Origin of the sequence: Halomonas sp. N3-2A, from assembly GCF_002216165.1 — a bacterium.
Classification (GTDB): Bacteria; Pseudomonadota; Gammaproteobacteria; order Pseudomonadales; family Halomonadaceae; genus Vreelandella.
The window spans coordinates 1034426-1053081 of sequence record NZ_CP022286.1 but is presented as its reverse complement, the minus strand read 5'-3'; the positions used below and the strand labels follow the sequence as shown (position 1 = coordinate 1053081).

Here is an 18656-nt window from a genome sequence, read left to right as displayed (position 1 = left end):
ACAGCGCCCAACGAGTAACGCCATGCTGCACTCCACGCTTGCACCTACACGGCTTCAATCTGAACAACGTCAACATATCGAGCATATTTTTCAGCTCGGTGAAGGGCTAGATACCCCCAGCTTGCCTGCGCAGGCCCCCATTCGTCGCTCCTGGCTGCGCTGCCTGAACGAGTATCAGCTAGACCCCACTCATCCACGCCCAGCACGGGTAGTGCCGCAGCAAACATTGATTGAGCACCGCGAGTCTGTTGATGAATTACTGCATGTCGCCCGCGCCGGGGTCGATCAGCTTTATGGTCAAATAGCGCAGCTTGGCTACGTACTACTCGTCACCGACCACCGTGGCATTACCGTTGAGTTTCGCGGCGACCCCAACCAGGACCAGCAATTACGCAAAGCAGGCCTCTACCTGGGGGCTGACTGGGATGAACGCTTTGCAGGCACCTGCGCTGTCGGTACCTGCTTGCATGATCGCCAGGCCATTATCTGCCACCGTCAAGAACACTTCGATGCATCCCATATCTCGCTGACCTGCACCGCCGCTCCTATTGCTGACCCTCAGGGTAATGTGATGGCCGTGTTAGATATCTCCGCGCTGCAGTCGCCTACCCAGCACGAAAGCCAGAATTTCAGCCTATCGCTGGTAACGCTTTATGCGCGCATGATTGAGGATGCCTATTTTCTGCAGCGCTACCGCGACTGCCTTATGGTGCGTCTAGATACCTCGCGGGAATTTGTGCACGTCAACGGGCGTGGTTTAATCGCCATTGAAGAGAATGGACAGGTCATCGCTGCCAACGCTGTAGGCCGCGAGCTTATCGCCGAACACCAGCACCGCTGGCCACCTTGGTCGGCAAATCACACCCCTATGCTGGGTGAACTGTTCGAGTGTGAGATCGCCGATATACTCAGTATTAATAGCGGTACTGATGATCAATTGCGTGCCTTCCGCGCTCGCGCCAGCAACACCATCCACTTTATAAGTTTGCTGGAACCCCGCCGCCCCCGCATGGCGCAACGGGCAACACCGCTTACTTCTGAACTGCCGGCCCCCTTAGCTCGGCTGGGTGCCGACGACCCAGCGATGCGCAAAGTGCAAAAACTAGCCGACCGCTTGCGCAATGAAGCTAACGTGAACGTACTGATTAGCGGCGAAACCGGCACCGGCAAAGAGGTCGTTGCACGGGCGCTGCACGAAAGCGGCAACCGCGCCAAACAACCGTTTATTGCCGTCAACTGTGCAGCCATTCCCGAGTCACTGATTGAAAGCGAACTGTTTGGTTACGAACCAGGCGCCTTCACCGGCGGCCGCTCAAAAGGGATGCGCGGGCTTATTCCGCAGGCCCATGGAGGCACGCTGTTTTTAGACGAAATCGGGGATATGCCGTTAGCGCTACAAACCCGACTGCTGCGCGTGCTGTCCGAACGGGAAGTGATGCCACTGGGGGCTAACACGCCAGTTAAAATCGATATTCGCGTTATTACGGCCACCCATCGCCATATCGAAGAAATGATCCAGCAAGGGGAATTCCGCGAAGACCTCTATTACCGGCTCAACGGTGCTCAGCTTCGACTGCCAGCGCTACGCGAACGCGCCGATAAACTGTTTGTTATTCGCCGCGTGTTTGAAGATGTCGCCGCCGAACGCGCCACGCAAATAGCGCCGCGACTTCGCGCAGATGCCATCAGTGCGCTACTCGCGTATTCATGGCCCGGTAATATCCGTCAGCTCAAAAATGCCCTCGCCTTTGCCCTCGCCACCTCAGAAAGTGACGAAATAACCGTTCACGACCTGCCAGAGCAGTGTCTTAGTCAGCGTATTACTCACAGCGCGGCGGCCCAACTTGAAACGAACGCCAATGAAACCCTTTCAGATTCGCTTATCCACCTACTTAAGCAACATCACTGGAATATCAGCGCGGTTGCCCGTGAGCTAGGCGTTTCGCGTCCCACGGTGTATCGGCAAATGCAGCGCCAAGGGATTGTGCCCCCCAACTGGCAGGGCTGAAAGCCAATCGCGCTATCGACTAGTTGGCCTTGGGGTTTACCCTCACGTACACTTGTTTGAATCTATTTTTAAACAACGCGTTTCGACAAGCCGAGGCTCCCCCATGGCGTTTGATTCAACCTCTTCTTACATTGCAACTGATGCACTCAAACAGGCAGTCAATGCTGCTGTTGTGCTGCAGCGTCCACTACTCATCAAAGGTGAACCCGGTACCGGCAAAACGCTGCTGGCCGAGGAACTCGCCGAATCCCTGGGCACTAAGCTGATTACTTGGCATATCAAGTCCAGCACCAAAGCCGCCCAGGGGCTTTATGAGTATGATGCCGTCAGCCGCCTACGCGATTCCCAGTTGGGCGTTGAAGGGGTGGAAAATGTCGGTAACTACATCAAGCCCGGCAAGCTGTGGGAAGCTTTCACCGCGGGCGAGCGTGTGGTGCTGCTGATTGATGAAATCGACAAAGCGGATATCGAGTTTCCCAACGACCTGCTGCAAGAGCTGGATCGTATGGAGTTTCATGTTTATGAAACCGGTGAAACCATTCGCGCCGAACAACGCCCTATTATCGTGATCACCTCAAATAACGAAAAAGAGCTGCCCGACGCTTTCCTACGTCGCTGCTTTTTCCATTACATCGAATTCCCCGACCACGAGACTATGCAGGCGATTGTGGATGTTCACTTCCCGGATATCGCTCCCAAGCTGGTCGGCGAAGCCTTGGAAGTGTTTTTCGATCTGCGCAACGCCCCAGGGCTCAAGAAGAAGCCCTCTACCTCAGAGCTGGTGGATTGGCTCAAGCTACTAATGGCCGACGAACTGGCCCAGGAAGCACTCTATAACCGCGACCCGGCCAAAGCCCTGCCGCCGATGGCGGGCGCACTGGTTAAAAACGAGCAGGATACTCACCTGCTAGAGCGCCTGGCGTTTATGATGCGTCGCCAAAAGAGTACGGGGCGCTAAGCCATGTTTATTGGTCTGTTTGATGCCCTCAAACGTGCCGGTGTGCCCGTTTCTCTGCGCGAATTGCTCGACCTGCACGCGGTGGTCGAACGTGGCGTCGTGTTTGCCGATATGGAAGCGTTTTATCAAGTGGCGCGTACTGTCATGGTCAAAGATGAGCGCTACTTTGACCGCTTTGATCGCGCCTTTGCCGCCTGGTTTAAAGGCCTTGAAGATATGGATTCGGCAATCGAGGCGCTCATTCCCGATGAGTGGCTGCGACGCGAATTTGAAAAACAGCTTAGCGACGAAGAGAAAGCCAAAATTGAGTCGTTAGGTGGTCTTGAAGAGCTGATTGAGACCTTTAAAAAACGCCTGGAAGAGCAAAAAGAGCGCCATGCGGGCGGCAACAAGTGGATTGGCACGGGTGGCACCAGCCCCTTTGGGGCGTATGGTTACAACCCCGAAGGCATACGTATTGGCCAGGATGGCTCACGCCACCGCCGCGCTACCAAAGTTTGGGACGAGCGGCGTTTTCGCGATTACGATGACTCGCTTGAACTGGGCACCCGCAATATCAAAATGGCCTTACGGCGGCTGCGCAAGTTTGCCCGCCAAGGAGCGCAGGACGAGTTTGATGTAGACAGCACCATCCGCGAAACCGCACGGGATGCGGGGTTACTCAATATTCAAATGCGCCCCGAACGTCATAATGCGGTTAAAGTACTGCTGTTTTTAGATATCGGCGGGTCGATGGATGATCATATTCGCGTCTGCGAAGAGTTATTCTCAGCGGCACGTTCCGAATTCAAACACTTGGAACATTATTACTTCCACAACTGCCTTTACGAAGGGGTTTGGCGTAACAATATGCGGCGCCGTAACGAACGCATCCCGACCATGGATGTGTTGCACACTTACGGCGCGGACTATCAGGTGGTGATTGTCGGTGATGCCGCTATGTCGCCTTACGAAGTCACCCACTCGGGTGGCAGCGTGGAACACTTCAATGATGAACCCGGCGGCGTGTGGCTAAAACGCTTGGCTGATACGTTTCCACGTTTGGCGTGGTTAAACCCCATGCCACCCCGTGCCTGGGAGTACACCTACTCGACCCAGTTAATTCGTGACGTTATCGATGACCGCATGTATCCCATGACCATGGAAGGCTTGGAAACAGCAATGCGCGATCTAGCCAAGTAGCGCTACTTATGTAGCGGCATCATGCCTTCTAAACAAAAGCGGCGCGTCCAATGGAACGCGCCGCTTTTTACAAACTGAATCATCTAACAGATTCTTGCTAGGACATACGCGACAGGACATCGTGATTGGTTAATTTACGATGCAAGATCGCCATCACGACATGGCCCACAATCAACGCCAGTAGCGTCCAACCAAGCTCACCGTGTAATAAGCCGCCGAGCTCTGTCATCCACGTGATTTCCTCGCCGTCAAAGCCCGACATTAAGTTAATCCCCAGCACATCCAGCGCACGACCGGAACCATACTGGCGAATCAGTGCAATCGTAGGCACCGCAATCATCAAGCCATAGAGCGCCAGATGGCCTAGCTTTGCCATCACACTGACCGATGGCGGGCGACGGGAGGCATTAAGTAGTGACCAAACTGCTCTTATCACTACAAGCGTCAGCAGCAACACTCCGACGGTGTAGTGGGTGCCCCATAAAAACTCTTCCACGGGCGTATCCGACAACAGTAAATGCGCGCCGGCACTCAAAAACTGCCATACAAACAGCAGTGCCATCCCCCAGTGCAGCGCCTTACTGACGACACCATAGCGGATATTAGTATCCATTATTGCCAGCGCCATATAGGTTCCCCTTCTTATATAAGATAAATATTGTCGCTATTTTACCTAGGAAAGTGGACGACATCATGACACCAGCGTGCAAGTTCGTTGCATAAAATGGAACGGTTCGTTGTTTTTTAGCCTACAGCGTGGCCGGAAAGTTGTTTAAACCTGACAAAAAAGCCTCTTTGGCCTCAGTAAATGCAGCAGGATCATGCTTAAATCGGCGCAGTATTAGCGCTTCATCAAGGCTCAAGGTGGGCGTCAGGTCATTACTATGCTTAGCAGGATGGCGGGCGCCTAAACCAATGCGTTGCCCCTTCTCACCATCAAACCAGCGCTTAAACCCACACTGCTGATAGAACGCTTCTTGGGTGGCATCACTTACCTCAACGCGCAGCGGGGCCTTGAGGCTTAACTCGCTGATTAGACGCGCTTTAGCACCATCAACAAACTCGCAAGCGTGGGTTACCGTCATCCCCTCGCCAGCCTCATCCAACACCAGCAATGCTAGCGCCAGGGGGTTACCATCGCCATCGACACCCGCCAACAGACGGGCTGCCTCTTGGTCAAACAGCACGTTTTTCGTGCCGGTAAAAATTACCAGCGGCGTTAACCCAGCTTGCTGGCCGTATACCTTGGCACACAAGGTTGCCAAACACGCATTACGCGGGGCGCTCTGACTAATATGAACTACCTTCATTACGCTCTCTCATGAGAATTTAAAATCACATCAACAACGGGGAAACCTTAAAAGTTGGCCAGCCTAGAGCAAAGCTTTCTCCAGCACCACCCTCTGCCTCAAAGGAACTACACGCTAGTAGCAGAGTCGCACCCATCGCGACTCGCTTATTTGTCGCTAAGGAGAGCCAATGCCACAGTATATCGACGATCCCACGTTACCCAAACCGAGTTTCCCTGGTAGCCACATGGTTATCGATGACCATTATGTGTTTATTTCAGGGCTAACGGTTACGGATCTTTCTAACGGCCAAGCCACTCGTGGAGATGTCAAAGAAGAAACTCGCCTCGTCATGCGCGAACTTGAACGCATGTTAAAACAACAGGGAGGCAGCCTAGCGGATATTGTTAGAGTCGACATTCATCTTGCTGACTTAAGGCAGATCAATGCATTAGACAGTATCTACGCGGAGTTTTTTGAACCAGGCCGCTACCCAGCCCGCACCTGCACCGAGTCACCAAATATTTGCGGGGGCAGCACCGTCGAAATCACTTTGATGGCAAAGCGCCCGCCGCAAGAATAAACACTCAGCATTCTGGGCGCTTAATGCGCCCTTACCATCGCCAACACCGCATCAATATCCAAGTGCGCTTCCAGCGTATCAGCCAGTCGATCAAGCGCTTGCTCGCGGTGGGCGCGATAATCGACGGGTGCCGCACTTGCTAGCCCTAACGTAGTAAGCAACGCTTGGCAGGCTTCAGGATGATCAAACAACCCATGCAAGTAAGTGCCCATCACTTGGCCATCGATACTGATAGCGCCATCCACGTGGCTACCTAAATCAAACAACGGCCGATTGAGTGCAGCCCCGTTGCTCACACCATTGTGAATTTCATAGCCCGTTACTACCGCTTTTTGCCCGACCATAACGCCGCTGACATTGCGCAGCTGCTTGCCCGCGACCATTCTCGTGGATACCTGCAACAACCCCAAGCCTGCTACCTTCCCGGGCGCGCCTTCCAAGCCATCCGGGTCATCTACCCACTCACCTAGCATTTGAAAACCACCGCAAATCCCCAGCACCTTGCCGCCGTAGCGCAAATGGCGAGCAATCGCGTCTCTCCAACCCTGGCGTGTTAGCCAGGCTAAATCACTGGCGGTGCTTTTGCTCCCCGGCAGTATTATTACATCAGCAGGTGGAATCGGTTGATCTGGCCCTACAAAGGTAAGCGATACCTGAGGGTGTAAGCGCAGCGGATCAAAATCCGTATGATTGCTGATACGCGGCAGCGCGGGAACAATCACCTTAAGGGTGTGACTGGCTTTCTCAGCGTGAACCCGACCAATGCTATCTTCAGCATCCAGCAGTAGGCCCTGCAAGTAAGGCAAGGTGCCCAGAACAGGCTTGCCAGTATAGGCCTCTAACCACTCAAGCCCCGGCTCTAAAAGGCCAATATCGCCCCGGAAACGGTTAATAATAAATCCTTTCGTGCGTGCCTGCTCGCTGTCGCTTAATAGCGCCAGCGTTCCTACTAGCTGAGCAAACACACCGCCGCGGTCAATAGCGCCTACTAACAAAACCGGACAGTCGGCAGCTTCGGCAAAGCCCATATTAGCGATATCGCCTTTACGCAGATTGATTTCCGCCGGACTGCCCGCGCCTTCGGCAATGATCACATCAAAGCGGCTTTCCAAGGCCTGCCATGCCGCCATGACGCTCTCTTTCGCCGTGCGCTTAAACGCGTGGTAATCCAGTGCATCCATGTGGCCATGCACTTTACCGCGTAAAATCACTTGGGCTCCGCGATCCGTCTCCGGCTTTAATAGCACCGGATTCATATCACTATGGGGAACCACACCCGCCGCCTGTGCCTGTAACGCAGTGGAGCGGCCAATCTCACCGCCATCACTAGTCACGGCGCTATTCAGTGCCATGTTCTGCGGTTTAAATGGCGCCACCGATACTCCGCGCCTTGCCAGCGCGCGGCAAAGGGCAGCCACCACAGTGCTTTTGCCCGCATCCGAGGTGGTGCCTTGAATCATTAATGTGGTCATGCCCGTCGGCCCTTGCTGAAAGTAGCCGAACTGTAGCCGCCGAACAGCTAGTTAGCAACGGACAAAACCTCTCAACAACGTGCATAGCCCATGGCATTTCGGTATCAACCGCCAGCAGACAAGCCTGCTCGTTTCCGCTAGGGTAGCGCCTCACGCTGCCAAACGAATTCGTATTACATGCAAGAGTTACTCAATAAGATTGCCGCCGAGCTGGCCCTTGAAACCGAGCGCGGAAATGTCGCTGACTATATTCCCCAGCTTGCCCATGTGGACCCCAGCCAATTCGCTATCAGTTTAGCTACGGTAGACGGCCAGCGCTTCTCTGCGGGCTGCGCCACCACACCGTTCTCAATCCAGAGCATTTCCAAAGTTTTTACGCTAACCATTGCGTTGGGCAAATGGGGGGATGGATTGTGGTCACGGGTCGGGCGTGAGCCTTCTGGCGACCCGTTCAACTCTATCGTGCAGCTTGAGCATGAAGGCGGTAAACCGCGCAATCCGTTTATTAATGCCGGGGCGATTGCGATTGTTGATGCCATCATGATGGGTCACGAGCCTAAAGAGACACTGGCGGAAATTCTTAGCTTTGTGCGCTATATCGCCGACGATAACAGTATCTGTTTTGACCATCAGGTAGCGGCTTCCGAAATGCAGCACAAAGACCGCAATGCTTCTCTGGCGCATTTTATGAAAGCCTTTGGTCGCCTGCGCCATGATGTCGATAAAGTGCTCGGCACCTACTTTCACCAGTGCGCAATTGCCATGAGCTGCGAACAGCTTGCTCACGCCGGACTGTTTTTGGCATCGGACGGTGTCAACCGGCCAAGTGATTTACGCGTGGTATCGCCCCAACGAGCGCGACGGATTAATTCATTGATGATGATGTGCGGCCACTACGACGCGTCGGGGGAGTTTGCTTTCCGCGTTGGCCTGCCCGGCAAAAGTGGCGTAGGCGGTGGAATTTTGGCTATTGCACCTGGGCGTGGTTCGCTTGCCGTATGGTCACCGGGGTTGGATAAATACGGCAATAGCCTACTGGGAACTCGTGCCCTGGAAATGTTTGCCCAAGAAACCGGCTGGTCGGTATTTGGACACTAAGTCAGGGCTAATGCGGCTCAAGCTGAGGAGAATGCTGTGCCGCTTCCCAGGCCTGGACCTGTTGTTTGGTTTCAACCCCCCAGCGATAACCGCCTAGCGCACCACTTTGCTGAATCACTCGATGGCAAGGAATCAACAACGCAATAGGGTTAGCACCCACCGCATTGCCGACGGCTCGAGATGATTTCGGCATGCCAAGAGCCTGGGCAATTTGCGAGTAGCTCGCCAACCGCCCTTCAGGAATAGTGAGCAGCGCGCGCCATACAGCAATCTGGAAATTAGTGCCGCTCACGTGGAGCGATAGCGTGGCAGATGTCGCTTTTGTGGTCGTTTCTGCAGATGTTGTAAACAGTGCTTTTACCGCATAACGGGTGGCATCAGGGCGATGGCACAGCGTACTGCGTGGCCACTGTTTTACGAGTTCTGCCAGCAACGCTTCCTGGCTGGTAGACGCCACAAAGGCCATCCGGCAAATTCCTCTCGGCGTCATCGCCACCAATATTTCGCCGAAAGGTGTAGGGTGCACGCCATAGGCAATCTCAACCCCCTCCCCTTGGCGCTTAAACTCACCCGGCGTGACCGCTTCTAGCTGCACAAAGTGATCATAAAGCCGCGAGCCGCCGCTTAGTCCTAGCGCATGCACGGTATTGGCAAGACTTTCTGACGATGCGATCAGTTGTTTGCCCCGCTCCAAGGTCAACGCCTGTAAAAAACGCTTAGGGCTGATACCCGCATAACGACAAAACAGCCGCTGGAAATGGTAAGCACTCAAATGCACCTGAGCCGCCACCGTTTCCAAACTTGGCTGGCTAGCGGCATTGGCCACCATGTAGGACATCGCTTTTTCGATACGGGCATAGTCATTCATAAAGACGTTCTCACCGGAGCTAAACGAGGAAAAGCACAGGGCTCTCTGAACATAGAACAAGCTTAACCAGACCGCGTCATCCGGCCTACCCGAATCTTGCGCAATATCGTGGCATCTCAATTTTGTTCAATACTCTTTTCTCGCGCTCTTGCAAGCTCTTGATTCTGTTTAGGAGGACAACAATGAGCGTTTCACTACTGTTACCGATGTCAGCATTTGCCCTTGCCGCGTCTATTTCCCCAGGTCCGGTCAACCTTGTTTGCCTGAGTAGCGGCACCCACTACCCTATTGCCAAAGGGCTTATTTTTGTCACGGGTGCGACCCTGGGGTTTCTAGTGCTTTTCCTGGCGATTGGCGCGGGGCTCTACTCACTGCTAAACGTAGTGCCACTGCTGGAGGAAATATTACGCTGGGCGGGGCTACTTTTCTTACTCTACTTAAGCTATCAGCTTTGCCAACATGATGGCGCTGTTCGTGGCCAGAGTACCGATAAGCCACCAGGCTTTATGACCGGCGCGATGATGCAGTGGTTAAACCCTAAGGCGTGGCTGGCGTCTGCCGCCGGCATTGGGGCTTACACCAGCAGTAATGACCCCTACCAGTTATGGCTGTTCGCTGCTCTCTACCTACCCATTTGTTGGTTGTCATTGGCCAGCTGGGTTTATGCAGGCGCTTTTCTTAGACGCTATATTCACCGCCCACTCATTCTGCTTACCATTAACCGCACGCTGGCTGCTGGCCTAGCTGCCAGCGCTATTTTCCTGCTGTTTGAGTAGCGGATAGCGATACTGGTTGGGTGTTGCCGCCACTAACCGCTTAAATGTTCTCTGGAAGTGGGGTTGGTCGTTAAAGCCGGCTAATAAAGCCGCATTAACGATCGACTCCCCCTGCCTAAGCGCCCGCTGGCCAAGCTGAACACGGCGATTAATCAAATAAGCATGGGGGGTAAGCCCATAGTGCTGCTTAAACGCACGGATAAGATGGCCAGCGCTATAGCCGGTTAACTGACACAGCGTTTCCAATGACACATCAAAAGCCGCATTCACGTCACAATAGGCAGCCGCAGCCTGCAAACCCTCCGGCGGCTGTGGCCTAGAGACGGTTGTCTCGTGCGCTAATGCCAGCATCAATGCGGTAAGAAACCCGGTAACCGACGCGTGCTTGGTAGCGAGAGCGCATTGCTTATCCAATAAACAAGCCGCCATTTCACAATAATGAGTATACAGCGCTGGCTGTGAGACCACCGCCGTATCGATATCACTCCAGACCGGGGAACCAAGCGTGCCTATTTGATAGCGTAAATCCGCTAGCCATTGTGCATCCACATAGAGCATCAAATATGCCCAAGGTTCGTTCTCAATGGGGTTGCAGGCATGCACCCAGTCGGGATTCATCATAACCAAGTCACCGGCGCTAATGGGGTAAGTCGATTCCCGATAGAAAAACGTACTGCTGCCTGACGTAATAGCCCCGACCGACCAGTGAACATGGCTATGAGGGGCATAGCACACTTGCCTCGCATCACTGATCTTACGCAGTTCGACATAAGGCAGCCGCGAGTCGCGCCAAAAAACAGGCGGCGATCCAGCACGCGGAGACCCAGCTTGTAGAGACCCAGTCTGTCGAGATTTAGCATGTAAAGACTTGGCACTTGGAGACTTATGGCTCATCTTCTGCTCGCATCATTAAAAAATAGCGAATAGCCTGATAACTTGACCTACGCTAAACAATAGCACAGCACGCGCACAGTATGGCGCGCCGGAAAAGCACCGGCCATCGTGATGCTATTACTCTTTTTGGAAGCCAGCCCTTTGGCCAGTGGTTGCTTGCCTTTGCCGCACTGGGGCTTTTTGTGTTTGGTCTCTACAGCCTTTTAGCAGCCGTTTATCGCTGTATCAATACCAAAATGTAGAGACCATAAAATGCTTTTAAATGCCTCCACCATCTCTCGACTGGACTAAGCCTTATCGCTATTATCCAATGGCAATGTGCCATACTCTTTCACTGGCTGAATAGCAAAGTTGCTGCGAATATCGCTCACTCCTGGTAAGCGCAGCAACGTCCCCGTTAAAAACGCCTCGTAAGCTGCCAACCCAGGCACTACCACCTGTAGCAAAAAATCCGACTCACCAGACACTAGGTGCGCAGTGACTACTTCCGGCAGTTTAACCACTGCTTCTCGGAAAGCATTGGCTTGCTCTTCATGATGTCGCTCTACCTTAATGCCCACAAACACCGTTAACTCCAGCCCGACGCTTCGACGATCAAGCTCCGCGTGGTAGCCACGAATAATGCCGCTTGCTTCCAAGCGTCGCACTCGGCGTAAACAGGGAGACGGCGACAAATTTACTTTCTCTGCGAGCTCTACATTGGTTAAGCGAGCATCCCCCTGCAGCAACGCAAGAATGCGTCGGTCGGTAGCATCTAACTGACCACTTGGCATAAGTAAGCATTTCCCCACTCTTAGTTGGCACAAAATACCAATAATTGATAATTCATGAGCGTAAATGGCAAGAAATCACTCACCAATTTAACGGTACCATGCCCTTTATCAAGCCACTAGGTGAAATCTTGAGGGAGCGGTGATGGAAATCGGTCTTTTTATTAGCGCATTAGCCATTGTTTACCTGATTCCAGGCCCGGATATGCTACTGGTGCTGCATACCAGTAGTACGCTAGGCCGCGGGCATGGGCTAGCTACCGCGCTAGGGTTAGCCATCGCCCGAGGGCTGCATGTGGCGTTAGCCGGTTTGGGCTTGGCCGCCCTATTTGTCGCCGCTCCGTGGCTTTTTGATGCTGTTCGTTATCTCGGTGCGGCCTACTTGATTTGGGTGGGCGTACAGCTGATTCGTAGCAAACGGCGCACTGATACTAGCCACCCGCAAGCATCGCTCAGCGGCAGCTATTACTTAGCCTGGAGACGAGGTCTGTTAACGAACCTGCTGAACCCAAAATCGCTGCTGTTTTGTTCGGTGTTATTACCCCAGTTCGTTCACACCCAACAGGGTGACGTTGCGCTTCAATTTACGCTATTGGGGGCTGTGCTAGTGGGCGTGGGGCTTGTGTACGATGCGCTATATGCCTGCTTGGGAGCGCGGATGCAGCGCTGGTTTGCCAGCCATCAAAAAAGGCAAACCCTGCAACGCTGGGTATTTGGAACGCTAATTATTGGCTTTGCTCTGAGGTTAGCCTCTTAAATTTAAGCAGCAAAAAGCCTGCCTAGGCTGTAATGCCTGTCAGTTAAGGCTGACAGGCACTATCCCCTAGCCCCATATAACAAAGCGGCCACCTCCCAAAGCGAGCACCGCACGTCACTCCCGAGTCACCGCACCGTCATTCCCGAGTGGGGTAATCGGGAATCCACCTTGACCTTGGCCTGCAGCAGCCCGAAACCCCAGGTCAACATGGATTCCCGCTAAGGGCCTGCGGGAATGACGAAGTGGCAGAGCCTGCGGGAATGACGAGGGCTGGGGTGGAGTCACCGTCAGGCACTTATTAAACTATCAACGCAGCCTAGGCATAATACCTAGGCTGCGTTGATAGTTTAAATACCATAATCTCGTTCGACTTTGGCAATGCGCGTCTTAAAATGCTGGTACCACTGCTGATGGCCTAGTCGCTGGGCTTCCTGATGCTCAGCGTGGGCCTTCCACGCTTTAATTGAGGCCAAATCAGCCCAGTATGACACCGTCACACCCACTTCATTTCGGGCAGACTCTACTCCCAAGAATCCCGGCTGCTGTGCTGCAAGTTCAACCATTCTGGCCGCCATTGCGTCATAGCCGTTATCGATCTCGGTGCGTTGTGAGGTAAAAATAACCGCGTAGTAAGGCGGCTCGGGCGTGTTAGCAATACTAGGCATAGCATCACCACTTTGGTACGCGCCGGGTGCGGCATCAGTCATTTACAAATACCTATTACAAAGAAGCATTACACAGAACTATTACACAGAGCTATTGCACATAATAACCACTGACTCGCCACTCACCATTTTCAAGATGAGGTGTTACGGTTTCTACTCCTCTCGCTTTATGTTCAAACCGAGTATGGAAGATAAAAACCATGTAGTCGCCATCGGGCGCACCCGGCATAGATCGGTAGTGAGAGACTTGCACTTGCCGACGTGATTCTACCGGCCCAAACTCATTACGTGCTAACTCAATAATGCGCCTAAGCATGCTAGGCGATAGCGGCGTTTTTAGTAGCGGTGATGAGCTCTCCCAGGCTTGTTCAACCTCACCATTATCAATTGACTCTAACCACGCGAGCGCCGCTGATTCAGCCGTATTTGCAAACGCCTGAGCATAGGTGACTAGGCTAAGCAGTATCGCAGCAAGAAGGAAAGCAGGTGATTTGGGCATGGCAGACTCTGTGACGGCTTGGTGGCTTTTACCTGTTAAGTGATTATCGGACAATGACCGAATTTCTTTAGGATCAAACCACATAACAGCAAAACGAAGGGGGAAAATCCTTCTGGATTCTCCCCCTGTCACTGCTGCGTCGACCGTTAGTTAACCGCTTAACGACAGCACTTAATAACCCACGTAATAGCCTAATACCAGCGCTGCCCAGCACATAACGTAAACCAGTACCAATAAAGGGGTAATAACACGTAGCCACTGCGCGTAGGAAACCCGGCCTAGCGCTAGCATGGCAAGGGTGCCACCAGACGTTGGCACAATCAGGTTAGTCAAACCATCTCCCACCTGGAAGGACGTGATCATTAACTGACGGCTCATGCCAATTAAATCTGCTAAGGGGATCAAAATCGGCATGGTAACCAATGCTTGACCCGACCCGCCCGGAATAAACAGGTTGATCACGCCTTGAATCACACTTGAAGCGACAGCCGCCACGGCGGTAGGCATATCCCCCACCAGAGCGCTAAGGGAATTAACAATCGTATCGATAATCTGGGCATCTTTAAGGATGACCTGAATAGAGGCTGCAACACCAATCACTAAGGCACCGGCGGTTACCGATGAGGCGCCTTCCATCATCTGTCTTACCAGCGCATTGGCTCCCAGGCCGTTAGTGAGTCCAATAACAATCGCCATCAGCAAGAACATGGCGGCAATTTCATTGATGTACCAACCGCGAGTAAACACACCGATTAGCATGATAATCAGGCCAGCAATAAAAATAGCTAATGTAATGATGTTCTGGCGGGTCAAGGTATAGTCTTCGAGACGCTTGGTTAGCTCGGCTGGGTTGTCATCGTGGTAGTCCATTTTGACAACGTAACGGCAGATAAAAAGCGTCAAGGTAGCCAGACACGCAACAACCATCAGCGTACGTAACCACCAGCCTGAAAACGTAGGTAATTCACCAATATCTTGCGCAACGCCAACGGTATATGGATTGATTGGAGACAAAGCGAAGCCAATGCCGATGCCCCCACGGCCATCACAACGCCGACTAAACGAGAGCAGCCAATGGCAGAAGCTATCAGTACACCAATGGGTACGAGCGCAATATTATTTTCGAAACCAACCGCAACGCCAAAGAATCCATAGATAAAGGTACCAGCAGCAATAATCAGGTTGCGGCTTTTAATGCTATTTTCAGCGCCGACGCGATGAACGGCGACACCAATGGCATTTTCCAGCGCGCCTGTCTTCTGCAGAATATGAAACAGCCCACCAGCAATAAACACGATAAACAGATATTGCGACGCATTAATCAGACCTTGCGGTATGGCGACGAAAATCTTGAAAAAATGCAGATTCGCAACATCTGACAAGTACATGAAAGATTCAGGAATAACGGTCGTACGACCATCGACAGTCTGACGTTCAAACTCGCCTGCGGGCACAATAAACGTCATTAGGTAGGCGGCGACCAAAATGAAGAAAATCAGCACCATCGGGTCCGGTATTTGTTTGTACCACTTACCTGATGCAGGGGCTTTTGTGTCTGAAACTTGCTGTTGTTGGCTCATAATCAACCCTTATGATTTTTGTGGCTTTATGTTGAGCTAGTTGGACAAACGTCGTGATACAAGGCTGCCAGCTATTGCTGTTGGGCAAGTCGCTGGCAGGTGTTTAAGAGAACCTCAATGGCAACGCCGAGATCCTCAAGCTTGATAGCTTCGCTGGGGTGGTGGCTGATACCGCCGCGACAACGAACAAACAGCATGCCGATGTCACACAAGTCAGCCATGGCTAACCCATCATGGCCTGCGCCGCTGAATAGTACCCGTGGCTCAATTCGCGCATCCTTAAGCGCACTCTGCATGGTATCGATAAGGTGCTTGGCGCATTGAACAGCAGGTTGTTCATAGGTATGACGATGCTCAAAGCCAAGATTCAAGGCTTTCAGAGACGTGTCAATTTGGCTTAACAGCTGAGTTCTTGCTTGGCGGCGAAGTGCATCATCCGGCGAGCGCAACTCAATGCTCAAGGTGGTGGTCTGAGGGATAACATTGACGCCATTAGGTGCGTTCTCAATTTTGCCCACAACACCGACGAGTTCATCGGTGCTTTTGCATAACGTATCGACCAATTGGATAACGTGGGCAGCACCCACCAATGCATCCTGGCGCATGTGCATCGGAACGGTGCCGGCGTGACCTGCCATGCCCTTGATCGTTATCTCGTGGCGTTCGATCCCAGTAATTGCACTTACTACTCCCAGCGGCACATCAGCCTGCTCAAGCTGAGGCCCCTGCTCGATATGTGTTTCGATAAAAGCAATCACGTCTTCCGGTAGATAGCGATCCGCATCGATTCGTTGAGTGGCGCAACCGAAGTCAGCCAGCGCCTGCCCAAGGGTTATGTCCTGACTATCGCGGGCTTTAAGCATCTCTGGATTAAGCGTGCCCGCCAGCACTTTAGAACCAAGTAAGGTAGAACTGAAGCGTGTCCCCTCCTCGTCGCTAAACGCCACCACATCAATGTGAAAGGGCATTTCGATCGCGTTTTCATGCAAGTAGCTAACCAAGGCAAGCGGCAGAATAACGCCCATCATGCCATCGTACTTGCCTCCATTAGGAACGGTGTCCTGATGCGATCCGAGCAACAGCGTCCTGGCACCGGCTTGTGGACTGGCATAACGACCGATCAGGTTCGCGGCGTTATCCATGCGCACAGACATACCCGCGCTTTTCATCCACATTGTAAGTTCATCGAGCACAGCGCGGTGTTCAGGGGTGGCGCAGCGGCGGGTAACGCCATCGCGTTCAATATTGTCGGTTTCACTGAACTTAGCGGCATCTTCTAGCCACTTCCACGCCTGTTCTCCGGCCTGGGTTAAAGAAAGCGTCATGGTTGCCTCAAGGGGTTATTGTTTGGCTGCTGCTCAGCACGGCTATTTATCATGATAAATAGCCTATGAGAGCGTCAAACATGCTGTCAAACCCTTAAGGAGGTGGACGAGCAGGCATTCCGACTGGGAAAACAAAAAACTCAGTCAGAATAAAAGGTTAAATTTTTGGGGATTCTCGGCTTTTAGACTTATGTCTAAATTACGTGGTGGTGGTTAATGACGATGCGGATTGTCAGCGGTGGGCAGACGAGCAAGAAATGACTGAAAATCACCATCCTGCTCGATACGTAAGTGAAGTTCGCTCAGTGCAGTAATCGCGTTCGGGGCATAATCGATACGCAAATCGTAGGGCAATCCACCTGGGGCGCATACTTTCAGAGCCGCTGAGAGCGTGCCACGATGATCCCCGCCCTGCTGCTGAGCAGCACTCAGCGCGGCTATCAAAGCGCTAGCCATGTCATTACGCTGACGAGTCTCAAGATAAGCCGCCTCCATGGCGGGAATAACATCTAGACTGGTCAACATATTGCCTGCAATCAACAACCCATCGCTGATTCGCATCTCAGCAACCGAGACGTTTTCATCGCCTGTCCAGCCTGCGGCAACGCCATGCCGATCCATTAACGCCACCTGTCGCCACGCAGCGCCTTTGTCCTGTTGTTGCAGGCTACCGATAATATCCGCCACCTTTTCGCCGTTGGCTAAGCGCTGCAGCCCTTGTTCTGCACTGAATACATTGGTGCTAAAGCCCTGGGTAATAGCGGCACCAATGCCCGGTAGCAAATGGGGAACAAAACCACCCAGTGCAGGCCCTCCGGTGGCACATGCGATACCGAAAGTGTCAGATTGTTTATCCAGTGCGATCAAACTGTAGGTCATGATGGGTTACTCGATTATTAGGTAGAAGGAGTCTTTAAATTTATCATTATAAATTATTTTCACCTCGCTTCTAGCGGCTTAACGCAGCTATACACGAGGCGACATTTGCTAGACATCACGCCACTTCAAGGGGATGATTCTTACTAAAACAGCCTCTTTCAATGTTAGCTGAGACAACCATGAAGCAAGCACGCCAACCTGCTAAACCTAAGCGTACCGACGTAATCAGTGAGGCGATAAAGGAATACATTGCGCAACATCAATTAAAGCCCGGCGATCGACTTCCGCAGGAACAAGAACTGATCCAAGCGTTAGATGCATCCAAAGGTACGGTGCGTGAAGCTCTCAAAGGACTTGAAGCCCAAGGGTTGGTTCAAACGCGAACAGGCCCAGGTGGCGGTGCCTTTATCAGCGAAGTCAGTGATGATCGAGCGATGACCTTGCTGGGTAACTATTTTTTCTTTCACTCTCCCACCATTCATGACATCTATGAAGCACGTAAAGCGCTCTGGCCAGCCCTGGTAAGGAGTCTTGAAGGTGTGCTCGATGCGGATGCCTTTGATCGACTGGCGTCAGTAATGACCTTTTATGACCACCCGCCAGCATCGCTAGAAGAAGAGCGCGAGCAGCGATTGAAGGAATTGGAATTTCATTTAGTTCTGATTGATTATTGCCCTAACCCTCTATTGGCCTTGATGTGCCGATTTCCAGTGCGTTTGCTGATGAATATGACCGTCTGTCAGCGAATCTACGCACAGCCCAACCCTGAGTTACGCCGCCAAGGCTATGATTATCAACATCAATTATTAGAGGCGTTGCGTAAAGGAGAGATTGAGCGCGGTTGCAAGATTGTCAGCGAACACATGCAGATGGCGCAAACACTTATGGAAGCTCGAGAGGCAATGCTGGAAAAAACTTTCTTTAAAGCCGGCAATGACGGCGCTATTGATAGCAATCGTGACTATCTAGCGCTAACAGGGTACACGCAAGCTAAGCAGTTAGCTGAGCAAAATGGCGGCAGTAACTCTCTTAAATAAACACAATTTACCTATG

At 52.5% G+C, this 18656-nt stretch carries 19 protein-coding genes and 1 pseudogene; 9 read left to right on the top strand and 11 right to left on the bottom strand.

All coding sequences use genetic code 11. From position 1 onward, the window contains the following. Positions 1 to 22: 22 nt before the first annotated feature. The 3 genes from CEK60_RS04895 (at position 23) to CEK60_RS04885 (ending at position 4148) form a co-directional block, all read left to right on the top strand. On the top strand, positions 23 to 2008 hold the full coding sequence (locus CEK60_RS04895) for a sigma-54-dependent Fis family transcriptional regulator (protein WP_089038074.1): 1986 nt from the start codon (positions 23 to 25) through the stop codon (positions 2006 to 2008). 103 nt (positions 2009 to 2111) lie between these two features. Continuing rightward, complete coding sequence (locus CEK60_RS04890; RefSeq protein WP_089038073.1) at positions 2112 to 2966, top strand: AAA family ATPase; 855 nt, start codon at positions 2112 to 2114, stop codon at positions 2964 to 2966. A 3-nt stretch (positions 2967 to 2969) separates the two neighbouring features. Then, positions 2970 to 4148 (top strand): vWA domain-containing protein, encoded by a 1179-nt coding sequence (locus CEK60_RS04885; protein ID WP_089038072.1) that lies wholly within the window; start codon positions 2970 to 2972, stop codon positions 4146 to 4148. A gap of 97 nt (positions 4149 to 4245) precedes the next feature. Here the strand turns inward: CEK60_RS04885 and CEK60_RS04880 are convergent, their stop codons facing one another. Beyond that, entirely contained in the window at positions 4246 to 4776 is a 531-nt protein-coding gene (locus CEK60_RS04880; protein WP_089038071.1) for a cytochrome b, read from the bottom strand. A gap of 121 nt (positions 4777 to 4897) precedes the next feature. Further along, positions 4898 to 5458, bottom strand: coding sequence for a hypothetical protein (locus CEK60_RS04875; protein WP_089038070.1), 561 nt, complete (start codon positions 5456 to 5458; stop codon positions 4898 to 4900). Positions 5459 to 5627: 169 nt separating this feature from the next. On the opposite strand from CEK60_RS04875, the gene CEK60_RS04870 reads away from it, so the two are divergent. After that, positions 5628 to 6020, top strand: coding sequence for a RidA family protein (locus CEK60_RS04870; protein WP_089038069.1), 393 nt, complete (start codon positions 5628 to 5630; stop codon positions 6018 to 6020). Between the two features lie 20 nt (positions 6021 to 6040). Here the strand turns inward: CEK60_RS04870 and CEK60_RS04865 are convergent, their stop codons facing one another. Further along, a complete protein-coding gene (locus CEK60_RS04865; protein ID WP_089038068.1) occupies positions 6041 to 7492 on the bottom strand; it encodes a cobyric acid synthase in 1452 nt (483 codons plus the stop codon). Between the two features lie 177 nt (positions 7493 to 7669). On the opposite strand from CEK60_RS04865, the gene CEK60_RS04860 reads away from it, so the two are divergent. Then, the gene (locus tag CEK60_RS04860; protein ID WP_089038067.1) at positions 7670 to 8590 is read left to right on the top strand and encodes a glutaminase; all 921 of its coding nucleotides are present in this window, start codon (positions 7670 to 7672) and stop codon (positions 8588 to 8590) included. Between the two features lie 7 nt (positions 8591 to 8597). Here CEK60_RS04860 and CEK60_RS04855 read toward each other — a convergent pair whose 3' ends face one another. Next, positions 8598 to 9458 (bottom strand): bifunctional transcriptional activator/DNA repair enzyme AdaA, encoded by an 861-nt coding sequence (locus CEK60_RS04855; RefSeq protein ID WP_089038066.1) that lies wholly within the window; start codon positions 9456 to 9458, stop codon positions 8598 to 8600. Positions 9459 to 9640: 182 nt separating this feature from the next. Here CEK60_RS04855 and CEK60_RS04850 point away from each other — a divergent pair, with 182 nt between their 5' ends. Next, complete coding sequence (locus tag CEK60_RS04850; protein WP_089038065.1) at positions 9641 to 10234, top strand: LysE family translocator; 594 nt, start codon at positions 9641 to 9643, stop codon at positions 10232 to 10234. On the opposite strand, the gene CEK60_RS04845 is transcribed toward CEK60_RS04850, so the two are convergent. Beyond that, positions 10199 to 11128, bottom strand: a complete 930-nt coding sequence (locus CEK60_RS04845; RefSeq protein WP_232471475.1) for an AraC family transcriptional regulator — start codon at positions 11126 to 11128, stop codon at positions 10199 to 10201. The two genes, CEK60_RS04850 and CEK60_RS04845, sit on opposite strands and share 36 nt — an antisense overlap. 80 nt (positions 11129 to 11208) lie before the next feature. Between CEK60_RS04845 and CEK60_RS04840 the strand changes: the two genes are divergently transcribed. Then, entirely contained in the window at positions 11209 to 11370 is a 162-nt protein-coding gene (locus tag CEK60_RS04840) for a DUF1206 domain-containing protein (RefSeq protein ID WP_232471474.1), read from the top strand. A gap of 45 nt (positions 11371 to 11415) precedes the next feature. Here CEK60_RS04840 and CEK60_RS04835 read toward each other — a convergent pair whose 3' ends face one another. Continuing rightward, positions 11416 to 11901 carry an Lrp/AsnC family transcriptional regulator gene (locus CEK60_RS04835; RefSeq protein ID WP_089038064.1) on the bottom strand — a complete coding sequence of 162 codons (486 nt, stop codon included), beginning with the start codon at positions 11899 to 11901 and terminating at the stop codon, positions 11416 to 11418. Positions 11902 to 12043: 142 nt separating this feature from the next. Here CEK60_RS04835 and CEK60_RS04830 point away from each other — a divergent pair, with 142 nt between their 5' ends. Beyond that, complete coding sequence (locus CEK60_RS04830) at positions 12044 to 12655, top strand: LysE family translocator (protein WP_089038063.1); 612 nt, start codon at positions 12044 to 12046, stop codon at positions 12653 to 12655. A gap of 347 nt (positions 12656 to 13002) precedes the next feature. On the opposite strand, the gene CEK60_RS04825 is transcribed toward CEK60_RS04830, so the two are convergent. From CEK60_RS04825 to CEK60_RS04805, 5 genes and pseudogenes are all read right to left on the bottom strand, one after another. Continuing rightward, complete coding sequence (locus tag CEK60_RS04825) at positions 13003 to 13320, bottom strand: antibiotic biosynthesis monooxygenase family protein (protein ID WP_089040854.1); 318 nt, start codon at positions 13318 to 13320, stop codon at positions 13003 to 13005. Positions 13321 to 13411: 91 nt separating this feature from the next. Further along, entirely contained in the window at positions 13412 to 13819 is a 408-nt protein-coding gene (locus CEK60_RS04820) for a DUF4019 domain-containing protein (RefSeq protein ID WP_089040853.1), read from the bottom strand. Between the two features lie 171 nt (positions 13820 to 13990). Beyond that, a pseudogene (locus CEK60_RS04815) lies at positions 13991 to 15285 on the bottom strand (YfcC family protein). A gap of 185 nt (positions 15286 to 15470) precedes the next feature. Further along, positions 15471 to 16724, bottom strand: a complete 1254-nt coding sequence (locus CEK60_RS04810) for an allantoate amidohydrolase (RefSeq protein WP_089038062.1) — start codon at positions 16722 to 16724, stop codon at positions 15471 to 15473. 213 nt (positions 16725 to 16937) lie between these two features. Further along, entirely contained in the window at positions 16938 to 17603 is a 666-nt protein-coding gene (locus CEK60_RS04805; protein WP_089038061.1) for a DUF1028 domain-containing protein, read from the bottom strand. A 179-nt stretch (positions 17604 to 17782) separates the two neighbouring features. Here CEK60_RS04805 and CEK60_RS04800 point away from each other — a divergent pair, with 179 nt between their 5' ends. Next, positions 17783 to 18640 carry a FadR/GntR family transcriptional regulator gene (locus tag CEK60_RS04800; protein ID WP_198361464.1) on the top strand — a complete coding sequence of 286 codons (858 nt, stop codon included), beginning with the start codon at positions 17783 to 17785 and terminating at the stop codon, positions 18638 to 18640. Positions 18641 to 18656: the final 16 nt, after the last annotated feature.